This is a genomic window from Flavobacterium tegetincola DSM 22377 (genome assembly GCF_000425485.1).
In the GTDB taxonomy this organism is placed as follows: Bacteria; Bacteroidota; Bacteroidia; order Flavobacteriales; family Flavobacteriaceae; genus Flavobacterium; species Flavobacterium tegetincola.
In genome coordinates this window covers 60,459-81,175 of sequence record NZ_AUDN01000025.1, presented here as the reverse complement: position 1 = coordinate 81,175, position 20,717 = coordinate 60,459, and the positions used below count along the sequence as shown (strand labels likewise).

Below are 20,717 nucleotides of genomic sequence, written 5' to 3'. Positions count from 1 at the left end.
AATTTTATTTTTCATTCAGACAGAGGAGCTCAGTATGCTTCTAATAAAATGACAAATCTTTTCATTTATAATCGAAAAATAACACAGAGTATGAGTAGAAAAGGGAATTGCTGGGATAATGCTGTTGCAGAAAGCTTTTTTAAAACCATAAAATATGAATGTTTGTATAGGTATCATTTTTCTTCTTTTCAACAATTAAATGCGTGTCTAAAAGAATATATAAATTGGTACAATACAAAAAGACTACATTCTACTCTAGGTTATATTTCTCCGCTAGAAATGGAGATTAAATTAAGAAATTTTAATAATAAAGCGGCCTGAGTATATTTGTCTCATTTTTTGTAGTTATTCCACATTTATTAGACAAGAGTTCGGGTATATAAGTTCTGTTCTCTCTTTTGGCTTGCATTATCAATCGATTTTCAATATTCATTGCTTCCCATCGATGTTTGATTCTATTTTCTTGCAGTGCTTCCAGAGCTAATTTTTGAACACGGAACTTATCAGTGACTTGTATTGTTTTGGGAAAGCATTTCTTGGATATCAACTTTATGTAATTAGCCATGTTAAGGATGATTTCTTGATCAGAACCTCTTTTCTCATAATTAATCCTACAAATATGCTCTATGTCGTGCTCTGCCTTTGTTTCGGCAACAATAGCAACTAAGCAATCTTTTTTGCCTTTGAACTTCTTGTTGGTTACAATGGTATAAAGTTTACCTTGAGACAAAGTCACTTCGTCACATGATAAATGTATGCCTATATTTTCAGGATGAACAATCCGCTGATGAGCGCGTTCTCGTGGTGCCCATGTATTTAACGAACTCATACGTCTTTTATACTGTCTTTGAAGTCTTTTTCCGTTAATCCCGAAAAACCTGCCTATGGTGTGACAATCGAGAGCGCTGTTATTTATGATTTTCTTTTAAAGAAGCCGCAAAATCATCAGTCATGCCGGTTCCTTTAGCCAGTAAAGTCCAGTCTCTTTTAATAATTCCTTCATTGGATTATTTGTCACGTGGCGTACTTTTATATGCAAATACACAAGCTTACTTTTTAAAGGAAAATCATGAATGGTGATTCCATCCTGAAAACCTTTTGAAATCAAGTCAAGTGTATCAAACTCTTTTGGAAGTTTAATTTACTCCTTAAAATATAAGTGCAATTTTTTCTCTGTGTTATAAGCAGAAACCACATCAAAGAGATCAAATAAAAAATCAGGTAATATAAATTTTAAATGGTCAATTGAAATCATCTCAAATGGTTAATTCGACAAATTTCTAATTTATTTTTACAATTCCTCCCCAGGTTTTGTTCTTGATCCACCTAAGCTTGACTTCATTTCCTTAAATATTTAAAAATTTGGTAGACGTTATATTAGTTCATTCCTTTTCAATATCAGTAAAATATAAATTTTTCTAAAAATAATGTAGGTTGTAATCAAAATATTTGGTCATTAGGTTTCATTCATTATTTAATACTATATAGAATGCATATCTTTAATCAAAACTTAATTATGAAAGTAGCATTAGTTCAAACGCATTTAAAGTGGGAAAATCCGCTAGAAAATCGCAGTCATTTGGCACAGAAAATTACTGGATTTTTGGAGCATGTCGATTTAATAGTATTGCCGGAAATGTTTTCAACGGGTTTTACGATGAATCCGAAACTGGTAGCCGAAAAGATGGATGGTGAGACCATAACTTGGTTGATGCATTTAGCGAAAGCAAAAAACTGTGCAATAACTGGAAGCTTAGTAATCGAAGATAATGGGAACTATTACAACCGTATGGTCTTTGTTTTTCCCGAAGGTAAAATTGAATATTATAATAAACGTCATTTATTTACTTTAGCTGGAGAAGACAAAGAATTTACAGCAGGTTCGGAAAAGAAAATAATCGCTTATAAAGGTTGGGAAATTTGCCTGCAAGTTTGCTATGATTTGCGCTTTCCAGTGTTTTCTCGTAATGTTGAGCAATATGATTTACTAATCTATGTTGCCAACTGGCCAGCTACCAGAGCAAATGCTTGGAATGTGTTACTTCAAGCGCGTGCCATTGAAAACATGACTTATGTTGTAGCAGTAAATCGCATTGGCACAGATGAAAATAATAATCACTACAACGGCGATTCACAGGTAATCGATGCAATAGGGAATTTTACTCTAGAACCGCATCAGTCGGAAGGTGTCTATATTGTAGAATTAGACAAAAAAGAGCAAGTACGAAATCGAAAAAAATTTGGATTTCTTAATGATGCGGATCATTTTCAACTAATGTAATAACTAAGGTTCTAAAATAATTCCATCATTAACGTCCCAATTCTCACGTACGTCAATTTCTTTTGGAAAATAAATCACTTCTTCACTTTGCGTTTTGGTTAGGAAATTTCCTGCATCCCATTCTTTGTTTTGATTGGTGTCATAGATGATTCGAATTCTAAATATACCAGGCTGAATAAGATTGAAATTGGCTACAGGTTCTTTTTCCAAATATTCGGATTCCATAACTTTTCCTTTAGCGTCCGTCAATTGTACAATAACTGGGTAGCTTTTTATATTTTCTAAGTTGAAGGTAAGATTACCGTATTTATTGGTTTCACGCGTTGCTAATTTATAGGATAACGTATCATTTGTCTTTTCGTAGAAATCTGTTAAAGCGCCCGGCAATAAAGTAATCTTATACTTTTGCTCAGGTTCTTTGTTCCATTTAAAGACCAGCTTTTGATTGTAAATATCGTAATCGGTTGTAAATTTAACGGAAATAGAATCCTTATCGGTCACACTTATTTTTGAAGAATCAATCTTGGTAAGCGGAATGGAACTTGTAAGTCCAAAATTTTGACGAAAATGAAGCGTTCCAGAAGGTGCAGCAGTAAAACTTAATGAATCCTTTTTCTGGTCTTTCAATTTAAAATAATAGTCCTTTAAATACTCTTTTATTGTTAAAGCCAATTGAAGTGAATCTGCTTTTACCGCAGGAAACCATATTTGTACGGAGTCTTTTTCAGGCAGTTTTGTAACTATCGTTTTCAAAGTTTCAGAACCATTCTTTAAAGTGATTTGAGCATCTTTAAAATCACCATCGTAACCCAGAAGCGCTCGATTTCCAGACGCTTGAGTAGGTTTATAGGATTTGGTTTGTACTACTTCATTAAATAACTTTAAATTGTACGATTTATTTTCCGCTCCAATAACAATCGGTTCGTTATAAAACGCAATTTTATCTTTTCCTGGGTTGTATATAAAATTGTTGTTGTCTTTTAAAGCAATTAATTGATACGTTCCTGCTTTAATATTTTCAATTTTAAAAGTGGTGGCACTGTCTAAAGTATTAGTTACGTAGCGTGGTTTTTCTTTATATATGGTAGAATCTGTATATTTTTCATTGATTTCATAAAGCATCACAGTTACAAAATTATCACTTTTACTTTCCAAAGCATCTTGGATTGTTCCTGAAATGGAAAGCGAATCGATGCAAGTTCCTGTTGAAAACACATATTTAAACTGCGGAAAAATATTACCTTCGTTATTATCCTGAATACTTTGTCCAAAATTCAAACTATACGTAGTATTTGCCTGCAGCGTATCTTTTATTTTTATGGATATGTATTTACTAGCCGTAGTTGGAGTAATTATAGGTGCCGTATTCATCGGTGGCGAAACGATCAATTGTTTGTTGATGTCTTTCAGCTTGATGTATTCGTCAAAATTAAGTCTAATTTCGTTCCCTGTAAAATTGGTTTTGAAATTCTCTGGAATACTTTGACGTAAAACAGGGGCTAAAGTGTCTTTTAAACCTCCAGTAATGTTGCCTCTTTTGGCACAACTAAAAATGAGTAATGCTAGTATTAACAGGATGTAGCGCGACATGATCTTCGACATAGAAAGTGAAATTTGTATCTCACAAAATAACAATTATAATTATTGTGAATGAAATGTTTTTGCTAAAATTAGCAGTAGTTTAAAATCTAGTTTTAATTTGAAAAGGAAATTGCAAAAAATAAAACCACAGTCGCCATAATTGTTACCGGCAGAAGTACCGTCTTTATAATAGAAAACTTCCTCTTTTCCACTTTAGAAAATGAATCAGTGGAAATGGTTTCCGTGTTAAAATCACTCCAAACCACAAGTGTACTATCTGTTTTGTTGTCTATTCTTATAATTTTAGATTTTTTACCTTGATGTACGCGGTATGATTTTCCAATTTCGTATTGGCTTGTCTTGTTTTCAACTGCTTTATAGGAAAAACAACTTTGGAATAAAATGGAGCTTATAAAAAATACAATGGTTTTTCTCATAAAATTAATTCTTGGTAGAAACAAATAATATTAATTGCAATAATATAATTATTTACCGTTCGGACATGGCCATACACACAATACTAATTTTTACATCCGGTATTTCTAGTAATGTTTTTCCCGCAGCTTCAAGTGTTGCACCAGTAGTCATCACATCATCAATCATTAAAAGATGTTTGTTTTGGTATTTTTCTAAAGTATCGATCCGAAAGGTATGCGATTTAATTTCATTCCGACTCAATAGATTTTTAAATGTTTGGGTCTTGCTGTGTTGTACTCTTTTGAGCAGATTTTCGTCATACGGACAATTGAGCTGTTCTGAAAGGGCTAAGCCAAAAGTGCTTACTTGGTTATAGCCTCTTTTGTGTAATCTTTTAGGATGCAACGGAATCGGAATTATAGCATCTATTGTTTTCAAAATAGCACATTCCTTAAGTTCATTTCCGTACCAGTTGCCAATTAAAGTGCCTATTTCTTGATGTCCTCGGTATTTTAAATTGTGAATGAGTTCTTGAACAATTCCTTTTTTATGGAAATACATTAAGGCGGAAACGTGTTCTACTGGAAGTCTACCGTACAGCTTCATCATGGCTACATTTTCAGAATCTAAATGATGATTGGTCAAAGGGATTTCATGTCTGCATTGCGTACAAATTACGTGCTCATTTTCGGAGAGAAATTGGCTACAGCCTAAACAAGCGGGCGGAAAAAACAAATTAAATAAGGATTTGATCATCGGTGTGGCGTTTAAATTTAATTTGGGCTGTGAACGCATACGCGTATTCAAGTATAAAGTTAGCTAAAATAAAGTTATGATTTACAAACAGTTGTAAAGTAGTTTTGCCAATTTTCCTTTGTCAATAATGTGATGAAATTTAGAAGGTGATGAAAATTAATATTGATTTTAGGTTTATTCTTTTTAGCAAAAGCAAAAAAGATACATTGTAGATCTCAAAAAAGATTTATAAGCTTAAATAAGAGGACAAAAAAAACTCCCGATAAAATACCGAGAGTTTTATAAAAATATAATCCTGTAAAATTTATTTTCCTTTTCCAGAAGCTTCTAAATTTCGTTCAATAGTATGTCCAGGACGGGACCATTTTGGTTTTTCGCCTAACGTACTAAATTCAGAATCTGCCGCTTCTACTGTTTTTGGCTGTGAAACTTTAGTAAACGGTTTTTGAGGAATCAAACCTAGAGTTTCAAACATTTTCATGTCTTCATTTACATCTGGATTTGGGGTGGTCAATAATTTATCACCAGCAAATATTGAATTAGCTCCCGCAAAAAAGCACATCGCTTGTCCTTCACGATTCATATTCATACGTCCTGCAGAAAGTCGAACTTGCGTTTCCGGCATAATGATTCTTGTAGTGGCAACCATTCTGATCATTTCCCAAATTTCAACAGGTTTTTCTTCCTCCATCGGCGTTCCTTCCACTGCAACTAATGCATTTATGGGCACGGATTCTGGTTGGGGATTTAAGGTAGACAATGCAACTAACATTCCTGCACGATCTTCAATGCTTTCTCCCATTCCAATAATTCCACCGCTACAAACAGTTACATTGGTTTTTCTAACATTTTCAATAGTTTGCAAACGGTCTTCAAAACCTCTTGTTGAAATTACTTCTTTGTAATATTCTTCTGACGTATCTAAATTGTGGTTGTAGGCATACAGTCCGGCTTCCGCCAAACGTTGGGCTTGGTTTTCTGTAATCATACCTAAGGTACAACATACTTCCATATCCAATTTATTAATAGTTCGGACCATTTCCAATACTTGATCAAATTCAGGACCGTCTTTTACATTTCGCCAAGCAGCACCCATACAAACACGAGAAGATCCTCCTTCTTTTGCTCTTAAAGCTTGTGCTTTAACTTGAGAAACCGACATTAAATCATTTCCATCTACTTTAGTATGGTATCGTGCAGCTTGTGGACAATAGCCACAATCTTCGGGACAACCTCCTGTTTTAATGGATAATAAAGTGGAAACTTGAACCACATTTGGATCGTGAAATTGACGGTGAACGGTTGAAGCCTCATAAAGTAAGTCCATAATAGGCTTATTATAAATTGCAATAATTTCGTCTTTTGTCCAGTTATTTCTTGTAGTACTCATCTTTAAATTTTAGTAAGATGTCAAAAGTAGGTATTTCTCTTTTAAGTAAAAAGCAAATCACTCAGAAACGAAAAAGGGGCAACAAATTGACAATGTTCAATCAAAAATAAGTGTGTTTACGCATTTACTTTATTAATTACCTCTACTTTATTTTTCCAAAATTGCATTAGCACAAATGCGATAATTGCAGACGATGCCACGGCTTCAAAAAGTAGTCCGATACAATAATAAACAATGTTGATTTCGCCGCCGCCAAAGAGTACGCCTTGTGATAGTGTTTCCAAATAAGCGTTTCCGCCTCTATAGTCGATGTAAAGCAATAAACTTACAATACTAAGAATGGCGCCAAATAAAGAAGTTACTATACCTGAAATTAAATTGGTAAAATAGCCTGGAATGCCATCCTTTGCATTTTGTTTCAGTGTCAAATTGATTCCGAAAGCCACGATAAATAAGTTGAGCATGCGAAGAATAAATACGTCGGCAAGTCCTGAAAATTCAATAATCAAAAAGTAAATTGCAATGCCTACGTAAATAATAAATCCATTGATAAGTTCTCTTTTAAGTTTCATAAGGAAAAAGTTTAGACGTTAGAATGTCTAAACTACAAAAAGTTGAGCAGAAATGTAATGGAATATTGTTGTATTTATAAAAATTTTAAGAAAATGCTTGTATTATTTGCTCTAAAAATTAATCTTTTAGAAATTAATCTATCATTTTATTAGCTTATTGAGAGGTGATATTGATAGTTAATATGAGAGTCCTTTCACGAGGGCAAAAAGTTTAATGAAATTCATGCTATCGTTTTCATGCTGTAATCGCTCTCGAGGAAGTTTAAACGATTGCTAAAAGTACTTATTGTAATTTGAAGAAATATAAAGATGACGCTTGCAAATTAAAAATGATATGTAAGCAATAATTGTAGTCAGGCTTTTAAAAATTACAATTGCTTATTTATTTTGAAATAATTGTTGTGCAAACAACCTATCCTTTTCCAACTGCATTTTAAGCGCCTCAACAGATTCAAATTTTTTCTCATCGCGAATGCGCTTGACCAATTCTACAGTAATTTCTTGGTCGTATAGATCGCCTTCAAAATCTAATAAGTGCACTTCTATAGATAAATTTTGACCTTCAACAGTAGGATTTGTGCCAATATTTAACATGCCGTTTACAAGTTGATTCGCTATTAAACACTGTACCGCATAGACGCCTTGAGCTGGAATTAATTTATAAGATTCGCTGATTTTTAAATTTGCAGTGGGAAAACCAATGGTTCTACCCAGTTTCTTACCATGAATGACGGTACCTGAAAAGAAATAGTTGTAACCCAAATATTCGTTTGCCAATGCAATTTTACCTTCGTTCAATGCATTTCGAATTTTAGTAGAACTAATGGATACTTCGTCAATTTCCTGCGCTGAAATTTGCTCAACCTCAAAACCATATTCCTTCCCGAACAAAATTAGATCATCAATATTGGCCGTTCTGTTTCTGCCAAAACGGTGGTCGTGTCCAATAATTATTTTCTTTATGTTGAACACATCTACCAAAATGTTTTTCACAAATTCTTCCGCCGTTAATCTAGAAAAAGCTTGGTCAAAAGGATGTATAATTAGATTTTGCAAACCTGCTTTATCCAAAAGTTGGGTGCGTTCTGCAATTGTATTGAGTAATTTAATATCCGATTCCTTTTGCAAAACCATTCGAGGGTGCGGAAAAAAAGTTAGTATTAGACTTTGTTGGTCTGCTGAACTGGCATTTAAAAGACGCTCAATAATTTTGGTATGTCCAAGATGAACACCATCAAAAGTGCCTAAAGTGACAACGGTTTTTTTAGTAGTCGAAAAATCGTGTATAGAATTATAGCTGTTCAAAATTGCTGTTTTAGTGCCAGCAAATTTAAGTCATACAATCCGTAAATGAAATCAGAATGCGGATAATTTAAATTTTAACGTATTATTTGAATTTGAACTGCATTTGAATCAATGTTATTCATATATTTGGAAATTAAAAACCTCATTTTTAAAACTAAAACTAATTCATGAGAAAAATTACATTTTTGATAATTGCTCTTTTTTCGATGGCACTTTCTTTTGGTCAATCACCTTGGACAAAAACGAATGCGCAAAAAATAGATATGTTGGAAAAGGTCAATCGAAATTCAAATCCTACTACTTTCCATTTGTTCCATTTGAATTTGGACCTTTTTAAACAGCAGTTATCTGGAGCACCTGTTCGAGGTGAGTTTGTTGGACGCTCCAAAAAAATTATGTATTTGCCAACCGAAGCAGGAAACGTAGAGCGTTTTTATGTGATGGAAACACCTATTATGGAGGCAAAATTGGCAAGAAAATTTCCAATGATTAAATCATATGCAGCTCAAGGTGTTGATGATCCAAGTGCTGTTGCACGTTTTTCAGTAACCCAACTTGGATTGCACAGTATGACCTTTGCTTCTGGAAAAAGTGTATTATACATTGATCCATATACGGAAGATAGGGCAAATTATATTATTTATTCAAAAAGTGCTATTTCAGATACACCACAAGATTTTGAATGTTTGATAGCTGATGATATTGCTTTGCCAAGTTTAGAACAAGCTACATTAAGTGCTAATAGCGTTGCCGCAGCTGACGATTCTAAGTTAAGAACCTATAGACTAGCACTTTCTTGCACAGGTGAATATGGAGCTATTTTTGCTGGAACAGGTACAACTGAACAAAAGAAAGCAAATATTCAAGCGCAGATGGCATTAACTATGACACGTGTAAATGGTGTTTACGAGAGAGATTTAGCTATTACCATGATTTTTGTGGCAAATAATGATTTGCTTTTATACTTTAATGGAACAACAGATCCGTGGGTAGGTGAATATAATGTTAAAACAGGACAAACTATTGATGCTACAATAGGATTTGCAAGTTATGATATTGGACACAACTTTAATACAAGTGGTGGTGGTAATGCAGGATGTATTGGCTGCGTTTGTAGTACAAGTACAAATCCAGTTGGAAATAACTCTACTCATAAGGGAAGGGGATTTACAGGAAGGACAAATCCAACAGGTGATGCATTTGATATTGATTATGTAGCACATGAAATGGGACATCAATTTGGTGGATATCATACGCAATCGTCAAGAGGATGTCTCTCAGGAAACGGACTAACAGAAGTAGAGCCGGGAAGTGGTTCAACTATTATGGGCTATGCTGGAATTTGTAGTCCAAATGTACAAAATGCGAGTGATGCATATTTTCATTACGTAACCATACGTGACATAACTAATAATGTTAAAACTGGAGTGAGTTCTGCTTGTGCTCAAGTTACTACATTTTCAAATTCAGCACCGGTTGTAAGTGCAGGGAAAGATTATGTTATACCTATTTCAACACCTTTTATGTTAACTGGAACAGCAACAGATGCAGACGGAGATGCATTAAATTATACTTGGGAACAAAATAATCCAATGAGTTATGCAAGCTCTACTTATTCAGCTCCAAGCCAGTTTCAATCACAAGGACCTCTTTTTCGATCTATTGAAGGAACTTCAAGTCCGACACGATTTTTCCCAGCAAAATCTACAGTATTGGCAGGACAATTGGGAACTACTTGGGAAGTTTTGCCAGGTGTAAGTCGCGTATTAAACTTTGCTCTAACGGTAAGAGATAATGCAGCGGGTGGTTCTCAAACAGGAACGGATGAGATGAACGTAACGGTATCAGAAGCATCAGGGCCATTTTCTGTAACGTCTCAAAACACGTTTGTTTCTTATGAAGTAGGTTCAAATCAAACGGTAACTTGGGCAGTAGCAGCCACAAATACTGCACCTGTAAACACCCGTTTTGTTGATATTTACATGTCTACAAATAATGGGACTACTTTTCCAATTTTATTGGCTAGCAAAGTGCCAAATGACGGTTCAGAAACCATTACAATTCCCAACTTTCCAGGAAGTTCCAACCGAATTATGGTAAAGGGTCATGATAATATTTTTTACGATATTTCAGATACTACTTTCACCATTGCAGCTCCTACATCTAGTTTTGCTCTAGCATTTTCAGGTATTGAGGGCGAACAAAATAAATCAGTTTGTAAAGGCGGTGCATTAACTTTTGTATTACCTTTCTCAGCTTATAGCGGTTTTTCTGCACCAGTTTCATTTTCAGTAACAGATTTACCTGCGGGAATTACTGCAACTTTTGCACCTGCTACGGCAACTATCAATTCAGATGTAACGGTTACTTTTACTACTACAAGTGCTGTTATTCCAAATTTGTATACAATCAATGTAAAAGCTACAGCAGGTACTGTGGTTAAAAGTGTAAATCTATATGCAGATATTTTAGATAATAATTTCTCAGTAATCAATTTAACGAGTCCAGCAAATGCGACTACTATTACAGCGGATGGTGCGGTATTCACTTGGTCGGCTTCCACTGGAGCAACTGCTTATGAAGTGCAAATTGCTACGGATGCTAGTTTTACAACTATAGTTGAAAGCGCAACAGTTGCCACAACTTCTTATGCGCCAATGCAACTGCAAAATGTTACTAATTATTTCTGGCGCGTAAAAGCTAAAAATGAAGGTTGTTCCGCTTCTTTCGTAGAAGCATCAACATTTAATACTAGTTACTGTAATTTTTCAGCATCAGTTAATATTCCGGTAACTATTCCAGCTACAATAGCTACAGTTACTTCAACACTTACCATTGATGCGCTTGACAGCGTAACGATTGATGATTTAAATGTGCAATTAAATATTTCACACACTTATGTTTCAGATATGACGGTAAGGTTAACCAGCCCAAGTGGAACAGTAGTACAATTGTTTACCAATCAATGTGGTGCAAATGATAATGTGATTGCCACTTTTGATGACGCCGGAAGTCCTATCGTGTGTTCAGGGAATCCTACAATTTCAGGTACAGTTATTCCGTCGCAACCGTTATCAGCGTTTAACGGACAAGTATCACAAGGTATTTGGACACTTACAGTTGTCGATGGATTTAATACTGATGGAGGTACAATAAACAATTGGGGACTTACTTTCTGTAGTACTGCAGCACCATTGGAAGTAACTAAGAATGAAGTATCAAATCTAGTAATATATCCAAATCCAAACCACGGAAATTTTAACGTGAAATTCAAAAATGCAGCTACAAATAAAATAGATGTAAATGTATATGATATGAGTGGTAGAACTATCTTTAATAGAAATTACACCAACCAAGGCGATTTTAACGAAAATATTCAATTAAATAATGTGCAAACAGGCGTTTATTTACTGTCCATTTTTGATGGCGAAAGAACGCAAGTTGAGCGAATCATCATTAAATAAGAATTTAAATATTTCCTTTCATGAAACCCAATCAGCGATGATTGGGTTTTTTTATGAGAATTATATAGAACTTTAAAATATTAATTGACTAATTTTGTGAATCTAACAACCCTATACTATGAATAAAAAATTATACTTAAATTTAATTTTGATCCTAACCATTGGATTAGCCAATGCACAAAATGCGCTTTGGACTAAGACAGCAGCATCAAAATTTGCTACAGCACAGAAATTTGAACGCGCTTCTGTTACGGAACAAGCGGATTATTATGCGCTTAATTACTCAGCGTTAAAAGCAGTATTACAAACAGCTCCTACTAGAAATTTTTCTGGAGCGATTTCTTCTACAATCATTGAATTCCCAAATGCAGATGGATCTTTAGAATCCTTCAGCATTTATGAATCATCTGTGATGGCACCAGAATTAGCTGCAAAACATTCGGAAATTCAGTCCTACGTAGGACAAGGTACACGAAATAAAAGTGCCAAAATTTATTTGACTACTACCGTATTCGGACTTCATGCGATGGTTTTGTCATCTGAAGGAACGTATTATATTGATCCATATACCACGGATTTAAGAGGTTATATGGTTTATGGAAAATCAACGCTTACTACGGAGCGTTCCTATACGTGTTCTGTTGAAGATCCTGAAGATGGAGAATTGCCGCTAGCTACAAACAGTACCTTAATCAGTGATAACCTTTTAAGAACCTACCGTATGGCAATGGCGTGTACCATTGAGTATGCCTCTGTTCATGTCAATGCAGCAATAACTGCAGAAATTATTACCTCTAGTGCTACATTAGCGGAAAGAAAATCAGTTGTTTTGGCAGCTATGAATGTTACAGTAAGTCGTATCAATAGTATTTATGAAAATGATATGTCTTTAAGAATGCAATTGATAGCTAATAATGAAGATATTATATTTATTACTTCGGACAACTTTAATAACAATAGTGCGAACACTTTAATCAATCAGAGTCAAACAGTAATTGATGGGATTATAGGGTCAAGCAATTATGATATTGGACATACAGTAAGTACAGGTGGTGGTGGATTAGCACAATCTCCATCAGTTTGTACTTCTGGAAAAGCAAGAGGAATTACAGGTTCTCCATCTCCAGTAGGTGATCCTTTTGATATTGACTTTGTGGCACATGAAGTAGGGCATCAATTTGGTGCATCGCATACCTTTAATAATTCTTGTTCAGGAAACAGATCGAGTGCTCAAGCTGTTGAACCAGGAAGCGGGAGTACTATTATGGCTTACGCAGGAATTTGTCCGGCTAATGTTCAAAGTAATTCTGATGCTTATTTTCACGCAGTAAGTATTGCTCAAATGACCGCTCATGTAATAGGTTTTGGAAATTGTGCTGCAGCAGTTGAGAACTTCAACGCAGCACCTGTTATTCAGGACCTAGCAAATTATATCATTCCAATAGGTACTGCATTTGTATTGACTGGAAATGCTACAGATAGTAGCCCAACCGCAATGACTTATTGTTGGGAACAAACCAATACCGGAGTTTCTACAGCTGTTCCAAGTGCGATAACAACAACTTCTAATCCTAATTTTAGAAGTTTTAATCCAACATTATCTCCTAAACGCTATTTTCCAGCTATAGCAAATGTTATAGCAGGTGCTCTAATTACTACTTGGGAAGTTATTCCTAATGTAGCTAGAACTATGGATTTTGCCTTAACAGTAAGAGACAATGATGTAGCTAATGGTGGTCAAACGGAACGTAAAAACACAACCGTGACATTCAATGCATCAGCAGGACCATTTAAAGTAACTTCTCAAAATGTGCCTAATACAACGTGGTTCCCAGGAGAAAGCAAATTAATTACTTGGGATGTAGCAGGAACTACTGCAGCACCGATCAACACGGCTAACGTGAAAATTTTATTATCTACAGATGGTGGCTATACTTACAATACAGTTTTAGTAGAAAGTACACCAAACGATGGTTCACATTCAATTACTGTACCTAATATTTCATTTCCATTCTGTCGTATTATGGTTCAGCCTGTAGACAATGTGTACTTTGCTATAAATTCAAGTACATTCTCTATTGGAGAATTCACACTTTCTTGCGTTACCTATAACAGTACTGGTGCACTTCCTATTGCAGATAGTACGGGTAATCCAGGTCCAATCAGCACATCTACAATCAATGTTCCGGCTAATTACAGTATTGTTGATTTAGTTGTTGGTGTAGATATCGCACACACAAACATTAAAGATTTAACCGTAAATTTAAGACATCCAGACAATACTTCCGTAAAGTTAATTAATAGAATTTGCAGTACACAAGATGGTATTGTTGCCAATCTTTCCGAAGGCGCTGGATCACCTAGTTGCACCAATCCCGTAGTTGGAACATTTTCTCCAACAGAAAGTTTAGCAGTTTTAAATTCAAAATCGGCTATGGGAGATTGGAAATTAGACGTTCAAGATTTTGCTGTAAATAATACAGGTACATTGAACAGCTGGTCTCTTTTAGTATGTTATCTCGTGCCATTAAATACTACGTCTTTTGAATTAAGTAATTTAACTATTGCTCCAAATCCAAGTAATGGAAATTTTAATATCAAATTCAATTCGAAGTCTGAGGTGCCAACATTGATCAACATCTACGATGTAAGTGGAAGACAGATTTTTTCTAAATCATATCCAAATCAAAGCGTTTTTGCTCAAAATATTCAGCTGGATAATGTTCAATCAGGTGTTTATTTAGTCAATATTCAGGATGGTGCTCAAAAATCAGTTCGAAAAATTGTGGTTCAATAGTCACAAATCAATAAGTTTACAAAACCGTCAATGCAATTGACGGTTTTTTTATGAAATTTAATTTTTGTAAATAATAGATCTTGTGGAAGAAAATGGTTTTTCATCTTAATTATTCGCTATAATTCAATCAATTTTATACTTTTGCAACACTATGGCAAAACAAGAAGATTTATTCAAAAATGTAATTTCGCACGCAAAAGAGTATGGATTTATTTTTCCGTCAAGCGAAATTTACGATGGTTTAAGTGCAGTTTATGATTATGCACAAAATGGAGTGGAGTTAAAGAAAAACATCCGTGACTATTGGTGGAAATCGATGGTGCAAATGCACGAAAACATTGTAGGTCTTGACGCGTCAATTTTGATGCATCCAACGACTTGGAAAGCTTCCGGACACGTAGACGCTTTTAACGACCCGTTAATAGATAACAAAGATTCTAAGAAAAGATACCGTGCCGACGTTTTAATTGAGGATTATGCCGAAAAATTAAATCAGAAAGCCGAAAAAGAAATAGAGAAAGCAAGCGTTCGTTTTGGTGAAAGTTTCAACAGAGCCGAATACGAAACTACAAATCCTCGTGTGATGGAATACCTTTCTAAACGAAACAGCATTTTAGCACGAATGGGTAAATCATTAGGAGACGGAGATCTTGCTGATGTGAAAGCATTAATAGAAGAATTAGAAATTGCTGATCCAGAAACCGGTTCTAAAAACTGGACAGAGGTGAAGCAATTTAACCTAATGTTTGGGACAAAACTTGGTGCTTCTGCCGAAAGTGCGATGGACTTATACCTTCGACCAGAAACAGCTCAAGGCATTTTTGTCAATTTCTTAAACGTTCAAAAATCAGGTAGAATGAAAATTCCATTTGGTATTGCGCAAACTGGAAAAGCATTTAGAAATGAAATTGTGGCGCGTCAATTCATCTTCCGTATGCGGGAATTTGAACAAATGGAAATGCAATTTTTTGTAAAACCAGGCGAAGAAATGAAATGGTATGAATACTGGAAATCAACAAGATTGAACTGGCATTTGTCCTTAGGTTTAGGCGAAAAAAACTACCGTTTCCACGACCACGATAAATTAGCACATTACGCCAATGCAGCCGCTGATATCGAATTTAATTTCCCATTTGGCTTTAAAGAATTGGAAGGAATTCACTCACGAACTGACTTTGATTTAAAAGCACACGAAGAGTTTTCTGGTAAGAAATTACAGTATTTTGATACTGAAGAAAATAAAAATTATACACCTTACGTAGTAGAAACATCCGTAGGTTTAGACCGAATGTTTCTTTCTGTTTTTGCAACTTCATTAAAAGAAGAAGCGTTGGAGGACGGTTCAACACGTACGGTATTAAAATTACCATCGGTTTTAGCACCTACAAAAGCAGCCATCCTACCATTGGTAAAGAAAGATGGTCTGCCTGATATTGCAAAGCAAATTATGGCAGATTTAAAATGGGATTTCAATATGGCGTATGACGAAAAAGATGCTGTTGGAAGACGATACAGAAGACAAGATGCTTTGGGAACGCCGTTCTGCATTACAGTAGATCATCAAACTATCGAAGATCAAACCGTAACCATTCGTCACCGTGATACGATGAAACAAGACCGTGTAGCAATTGCTGATTTGAGAGATATCATTGAAAATGAAGTTTCTATGAAAAGTTGGTTGATGAAAGCGAATAAATAGTATATTTAGAAAATTTTTAGATATAAAAAAGGAGATGTTTCATCTCCTTTTTTTTTGCTTAATAACGCGCAAAACGGAATTAATGAAAAAGGTGTTTTACATAATTGGACTGATTTTAATTGTTCAAGCGGCTTTTGGTCAGCACGTTGTGCTTGACACTGTAAACGATGCGTACAATAATAATTTGGCATCAGCCTATAGTATAAAGTCAAAAGCAACGTTGAAATCTCTTGATACCATTGGAGATAGAAAAATCAGAATGGCTTTCAAAAAAATGTATGAAGAGAATAGCGCCGAATTTTTAAAAGAAATTAGCGATCGAAAATTTGTATATCACAAGGAAATTTCACCGCTGATTACTGCAATCGTAGATGAAATAAAAGCTAAAAATCCAGCTGCAAATTTTGACGATATTCAGATTTTATTATCGCTTGACGAAAGCAACAATGCATATAATATGGGCGAAAATATTGTCATCATTAATTTGCCTTTAGTTTTGAATGTAGCTGATACTTATCAATTGAGTTATGTGATTTGTCATGAAATTGCCCACCAACACTTGGATCATGTATTCAAAGCATTAAAATCTCGTTTGGTAAAAAGCGAATCGAGAGAGGTCGTGGAGAAGACGAAACAGATTAAGAAAATTAAGTACAACCAAAATACTTTGGCTACAGCCGAAATTAAAAACTTTGTGTACGACAGAAGAAAATTTAGCAGAATAAATGAACACCAAGCCGATTCACTAGGGTTTATTTATTTTAAAAATGCGTATCCCGAACAAATTATTAAATCCTTGGAAGCGTTATTAGTTCTTAAGGAAATTGATAAAGAAAGTGATTCTTTAGTTTTGGAAGATTATAAGAAAATATTTAAAAACACGTCTGTCAAATTTCAAGACAACTGGCTGCAGACGGACATTTTAAGTTCGTATAATTATCAGAAAAACAGCAAAACTTGGGATGTAGATTCACTTAGAACGCATCCGGACATTGATGTTAGAGTTGATTTTTTGAAAGAAAACTTCAAAATAACGGATGCTGAGGTGAAAAGATTTATAGATTTGAAATTTGCAACACTAAAATCAAATGCAAGATACGATGAGATTACAATGTTGTATTTTCTGAAGGAATATGGGAAGTCACTTTATAAAACGATGATTTTACTAAAGAACGATAAAGAAAATGTCTTGCTGAAAATGAAAATGTTTGATAATTTCTCGAAAATTGAAGCCTATAGAAAGAAGTATATTTTGAATCGCTGTTTAGAAACTGAATCGCCAAACTTTACCAAGAGTTATAATACTTATTTAAGTTTCGTGCGAAATTTGACCAATAGCCAACTTACCCAAATTTTAAAACACTATGAATATTAAACAAAATTACATTCTTCTTTTATTGCTTATCGTCTTTCAAAGTATGAATGCTCAGGTTCAGAAATTAAATGAACTTTCAAAAAATAAATATCTGGGAATGACCGTGATTCTCAATGAAAGTCGAGAGGACGTGTGGGGTTATGCAGCGCTTTATCAGATAGACAAAGTCGCTAAAGAGACGCTTGAACTTGAAATTATAATTCTAGATAAGAATTTGAATAAAGTGGGTAGTTCGAGTTTTCAGCAATTTTATTTCAACACGTGGTTAATTGACTTATATCCCGAAATTAAGTACATACGATTAAATGGCAATAACTTAAATCTAGCTTTAGGATTACAAGGTATTGACGATACTGCTTATTATTTCTACAGAAAATTAGATTTGAGCGATTATTCGGTATCTGAATCTAAAATATTTTTTAACGCAGAGTTGCAACCTTTTACTGATTTAAAAGCAATATCAAAGAAAGCCATTGCACAAGTAACAGTTCCGTATTCAAATGCTGGTTATCTTATCTTTAATTTTAGAGATGCAACTGTTCGTGAAGGCGATTTATATAAGGAGTCAAGCGAAATAGTGGTGATGGATTTAGACTTCAAGAAAAAATGGTCTATAACTTATAAAAAAGACAAGAAATTTCCTGTCAACTATTATTTTATTACTTCAAATGATAAGTATCTTGTGTTTTATAAAAGCACCAAAGTAGATAAGAAAGAAACTAAAAATCTGTACGAAATTTATCATATTGAAACAGGTAAGCTCGTTCGGACTGTAGATATTTGGGCAGATGAGAACTATTTCTATTCAAATGATCGAACACGATTAGTGGATGATAGGTTTATTTCATACGATTTTACATATGCGATAAATGAAAAAGACGAGAGAAAATATGAGCAGATAACGGGTTATTCCGAAAGAGAATTTAACTTAATCGATGGAAAAGTTGCTCAGAAAACTTTTAAATGGGATGTTTTCAAAGATTATTTATCAATAGATACTTCTGGAAAAATTGACAAAGAATTTTACATTCAGCCGATGGCAATCCAAACCATTACTAATGGAAATAAGCTGATGATTTTTGAAGGATTCAAACCGGCTGCAAATACTCAAATTTTAGATTTGTATGCAGTGGAGTTTGATAACGATTTTAAGATTTTAGCATTATCAAAAGTAGAAAAATCGATGAATAAGTGGAATAAGTTAAAAGCGTATGGATCTTACTTGAAAAACAACGGCTACTTTGATTTCAGTTATACAGAAAAAATTGACAATGATACGTATGCTTTTGTGTACACGGACAATGAGAAAATTAAGAGTATTTACGTGAATCAGAAACCAAATTGGATGCTGGGAATTATCACTTTTGCAGACGGAATTTTTTCAACGCAAAAGCTAAGTCTTAATTCTAAAGATGTTACAATTGCGACAGAAGCTGCAAAAAAGGGTTTTATCTTGTTGAAAGAGACCAATACAAAAGAGAAGACTACTGAAATCAGATTAGAAAAGATAAATTATTAAATGCAATGAATAGTAAACAAACTTACATTCTTCTTTTACTCCTTGTAATTTTTCAAAACGTGAATGCGCAAGTTCAAAAGTTATATCAACTGTCCCAAAATAAATATTTGGGTATGCGTGTTATTTTAAATGAAAAACAAGATGATGTTTGGGGTTATTCGGTTTTATACCAAAAAGACGAAGTGGAGAAAGATGTACTGGATTTAGAGTTGGTTATTTTAGATAACAATTTAAACAAAGTGGGATCTACAAGTTTCCAACAGTTCTTTGTTGGAATAGGATCTAAAGATGAACTTCCTAAAATAGCAGAGCAAAATTTAAAGGGAAATACACTTTATTTTTCGGTGGGTTTGTCAGGAATGTTTAATTCAATGCCTTCCATATATAGGCAACTGAACTTGAATGATTTTACCGTTTCTGAGGCAGGTATTTTTATGAATGGAGAAATTCAGCCTTTCACAAATATATTTACATTGAAACAACCCATTAAAAACAGTATGGTTGTCTCTTTAGGAACATCAGGTTACTTAGCCTATGCTGCTCCAGATTTAGGAAGTCGGAAAACCGCTTCAAGTGAAACACAATATCCATTTTCAGTTCTAGATTTAGATTTCAAAGCAAAGTGGTCTGGTACTTTTAAGAAGGCAAAAAAACTAACTAACATGCTTTCTTACGTCTATCCAATTCACAACACAGATTATGTCCTGTTTACCGTAGAAGAAGAGATTAATAATAAGTTCGTCACTACATACGATGTCTATGACATTGAAGTCGGAACAAAGATTACGAATTTCAGAGTTGCAGATGAAAATTATCTCTATTCAAATGATAAACTTATTTTGAAAAAAGATCTCATTTTAAGTTATGACTTTGTGTTTGAAAATAATAAAAAAGACCTAAAAGAGGAGAATAAAATTATAGGCTATTCTGAAAAAGTGTTTAATTTGAAAGACGGAACTAGTGCTCAGAAAATTTTAAAATGGGATGCTTTTAAAGATTATTTTGCAATTGATGAATTCGGTAAAATTGACAAAGATTTTTACATTTATCCAATGGATATTAAGACAATTGCCAACGGTAACAAATTAATGATTTTTGAAGGTTTTAAACCTGGTGCTACTACGCAAACGCTAGATTTATATGCAGTTGAATTTGACACAAACTTTAAAATTTTAAAATTTTTAAAAATTGAGAAATCTATGAATAAATGGTCCCGAATTAATGCAAACGGCTCTTTTTTGAAAAAAAATGGATATTTCGACTACGATTATTCAGATAAAATCAGTGATGATACTTATGCATTTATATATACTGATAATGAAAAGCTAAATAGCATTTATGTGAGCCTAAAACCAAATTGGGTTATGGGAATCGTCACATTTACAGACGGCGTTTTCTCAACACAAAAAATAAATCTAAGTTCTAAAGATGTTGAAATCTCTACTGAACGTGCTAAAAAAGGCTATATTTTATTGAGGGAAACAAATACAAAAGACAAAACAACTGAAATCAGATTAGAGAAGATAAATTATTAAGACAATAAAAACGGAGACCTAAATCT

Annotated in this window: 15 protein-coding genes; 8 read left to right on the top strand and 7 right to left on the bottom strand. The window is 34.1% G+C overall.

What is annotated here, in order from left to right:
- The coding region (locus H602_RS18370; protein WP_035759148.1) for an integrase core domain-containing protein at positions 1–321 on the top strand (321 nt) is incomplete at its 5' end.
- On the opposite strand, the gene H602_RS18365 is transcribed toward H602_RS18370, so the two are convergent.
- Positions 302–829, bottom strand: coding sequence for a transposase (locus H602_RS18365; protein ID WP_051224267.1), 528 nt, complete (start codon positions 827–829; stop codon positions 302–304). The two genes, H602_RS18370 and H602_RS18365, sit on opposite strands and share 20 nt — an antisense overlap.
- Positions 830–1,516: 687 nt before the next feature.
- On the opposite strand from H602_RS18365, the gene H602_RS0107610 reads away from it, so the two are divergent.
- The gene (locus tag H602_RS0107610) at positions 1,517–2,281 is read left to right on the top strand and encodes an amidohydrolase (protein WP_026977484.1); all 765 of its coding nucleotides are present in this window, start codon (positions 1,517–1,519) and stop codon (positions 2,279–2,281) included.
- Positions 2,282–2,284: 3 nt separating this feature from the next.
- Here H602_RS0107610 and H602_RS0107605 read toward each other — a convergent pair whose 3' ends face one another.
- The 6 genes from H602_RS0107605 to H602_RS0107580 all read right to left on the bottom strand — a co-directional run bounded on the left by H602_RS0107605 (position 2,285) and on the right by H602_RS0107580 (position 8,302).
- A complete protein-coding gene (locus tag H602_RS0107605; protein WP_026977483.1) occupies positions 2,285–3,883 on the bottom strand; it encodes an Ig-like domain-containing domain in 1,599 nt (532 codons plus the stop codon).
- Positions 3,884–3,975: 92 nt separating this feature from the next.
- A complete protein-coding gene (locus tag H602_RS0107600; RefSeq protein WP_026977482.1) occupies positions 3,976–4,299 on the bottom strand; it encodes a hypothetical protein in 324 nt (107 codons plus the stop codon).
- Between the two features lie 52 nt (positions 4,300–4,351).
- The gene (locus H602_RS0107595) at positions 4,352–5,035 is read right to left on the bottom strand and encodes a ComF family protein (protein WP_026977481.1); all 684 of its coding nucleotides are present in this window, start codon (positions 5,033–5,035) and stop codon (positions 4,352–4,354) included.
- Positions 5,036–5,339: 304 nt separating this feature from the next.
- Positions 5,340–6,425, bottom strand: coding sequence for a biotin synthase BioB (gene bioB, locus H602_RS0107590; RefSeq protein ID WP_026977480.1), 1,086 nt, complete (start codon positions 6,423–6,425; stop codon positions 5,340–5,342).
- Positions 6,426–6,541: 116 nt separating this feature from the next.
- Positions 6,542–6,997 carry a hypothetical protein gene (locus H602_RS0107585; RefSeq protein WP_026977479.1) on the bottom strand — a complete coding sequence of 152 codons (456 nt, stop codon included), beginning with the start codon at positions 6,995–6,997 and terminating at the stop codon, positions 6,542–6,544.
- Between the two features lie 378 nt (positions 6,998–7,375).
- Positions 7,376–8,302: a bifunctional riboflavin kinase/FAD synthetase gene (locus H602_RS0107580; protein WP_026977478.1), complete on the bottom strand. Its 927-nt coding sequence runs from the start codon at positions 8,300–8,302 to the stop codon at positions 7,376–7,378.
- Positions 8,303–8,469: 167 nt separating this feature from the next.
- Here H602_RS0107580 and H602_RS18360 point away from each other — a divergent pair, with 167 nt between their 5' ends.
- The 6 genes from H602_RS18360 (at position 8,470) to H602_RS0107550 (ending at position 20,691) form a co-directional block, all read left to right on the top strand.
- Positions 8,470–11,766: a zinc-dependent metalloprotease gene (locus H602_RS18360; RefSeq protein WP_051224264.1), complete on the top strand. Its 3,297-nt coding sequence runs from the start codon at positions 8,470–8,472 to the stop codon at positions 11,764–11,766.
- Between the two features lie 118 nt (positions 11,767–11,884).
- A complete protein-coding gene (locus H602_RS18355; protein ID WP_051224260.1) occupies positions 11,885–14,563 on the top strand; it encodes a zinc-dependent metalloprotease in 2,679 nt (892 codons plus the stop codon).
- Between the two features lie 151 nt (positions 14,564–14,714).
- Positions 14,715–16,262 carry a glycine--tRNA ligase gene (locus H602_RS0107565; protein ID WP_026977477.1) on the top strand — a complete coding sequence of 516 codons (1,548 nt, stop codon included), beginning with the start codon at positions 14,715–14,717 and terminating at the stop codon, positions 16,260–16,262.
- An 82-nt stretch (positions 16,263–16,344) separates the two neighbouring features.
- Positions 16,345–17,637: a M48 family metalloprotease gene (locus H602_RS0107560; protein ID WP_026977476.1), complete on the top strand. Its 1,293-nt coding sequence runs from the start codon at positions 16,345–16,347 to the stop codon at positions 17,635–17,637.
- Complete coding sequence (locus H602_RS0107555; protein WP_026977475.1) at positions 17,627–19,156, top strand: DUF6770 family protein; 1,530 nt, start codon at positions 17,627–17,629, stop codon at positions 19,154–19,156. The genes H602_RS0107560 and H602_RS0107555 overlap by 11 nt, the downstream gene beginning before the upstream one ends.
- Before the next feature lie 5 nt (positions 19,157–19,161).
- On the top strand, positions 19,162–20,691 hold the full coding sequence (locus H602_RS0107550) for a DUF6770 family protein (RefSeq protein ID WP_026977474.1): 1,530 nt from the start codon (positions 19,162–19,164) through the stop codon (positions 20,689–20,691).
- Positions 20,692–20,717: the final 26 nt, after the last annotated feature.

What these genes read in the sequence shown, in the direction of transcription:
- H602_RS18360 (WP_051224264.1), top strand. Translation starts at nt 8,470, where the DNA reads ATGAGAAAAATTACATTTTTGATAATTGCTCTTTTTTCGATGGCACTT.
- H602_RS18355 (WP_051224260.1), top strand. Translation starts at nt 11,885, where the DNA reads ATGAATAAAAAATTATACTTAAATTTAATTTTGATCCTAACCATTGGA.
- H602_RS0107555 (WP_026977475.1), top strand. Translation starts at nt 17,627, where the DNA reads ATGAATATTAAACAAAATTACATTCTTCTTTTATTGCTTATCGTCTTT.
- H602_RS0107595 (WP_026977481.1), bottom strand. Translation starts at nt 5,035, where the DNA reads ATGATCAAATCCTTATTTAATTTGTTTTTTCCGCCCGCTTGTTTAGGC.
- bioB (WP_026977480.1), bottom strand. Translation starts at nt 6,425, where the DNA reads ATGAGTACTACAAGAAATAACTGGACAAAAGACGAAATTATTGCAATT.
- H602_RS0107550 (WP_026977474.1), top strand. Translation starts at nt 19,162, where the DNA reads ATGAATAGTAAACAAACTTACATTCTTCTTTTACTCCTTGTAATTTTT.
- H602_RS0107565 (WP_026977477.1), top strand. Translation starts at nt 14,715, where the DNA reads ATGGCAAAACAAGAAGATTTATTCAAAAATGTAATTTCGCACGCAAAA.
- H602_RS0107560 (WP_026977476.1), top strand. Translation starts at nt 16,345, where the DNA reads ATGAAAAAGGTGTTTTACATAATTGGACTGATTTTAATTGTTCAAGCG.
- H602_RS18365 (WP_051224267.1), bottom strand. Translation starts at nt 829, where the DNA reads ATGAGTTCGTTAAATACATGGGCACCACGAGAACGCGCTCATCAGCGG.
- H602_RS0107600 (WP_026977482.1), bottom strand. Translation starts at nt 4,299, where the DNA reads ATGAGAAAAACCATTGTATTTTTTATAAGCTCCATTTTATTCCAAAGT.
- H602_RS0107605 (WP_026977483.1), bottom strand. Translation starts at nt 3,883, where the DNA reads ATGTCGAAGATCATGTCGCGCTACATCCTGTTAATACTAGCATTACTC.
- H602_RS0107585 (WP_026977479.1), bottom strand. Translation starts at nt 6,997, where the DNA reads ATGAAACTTAAAAGAGAACTTATCAATGGATTTATTATTTACGTAGGC.
- H602_RS0107610 (WP_026977484.1), top strand. Translation starts at nt 1,517, where the DNA reads ATGAAAGTAGCATTAGTTCAAACGCATTTAAAGTGGGAAAATCCGCTA.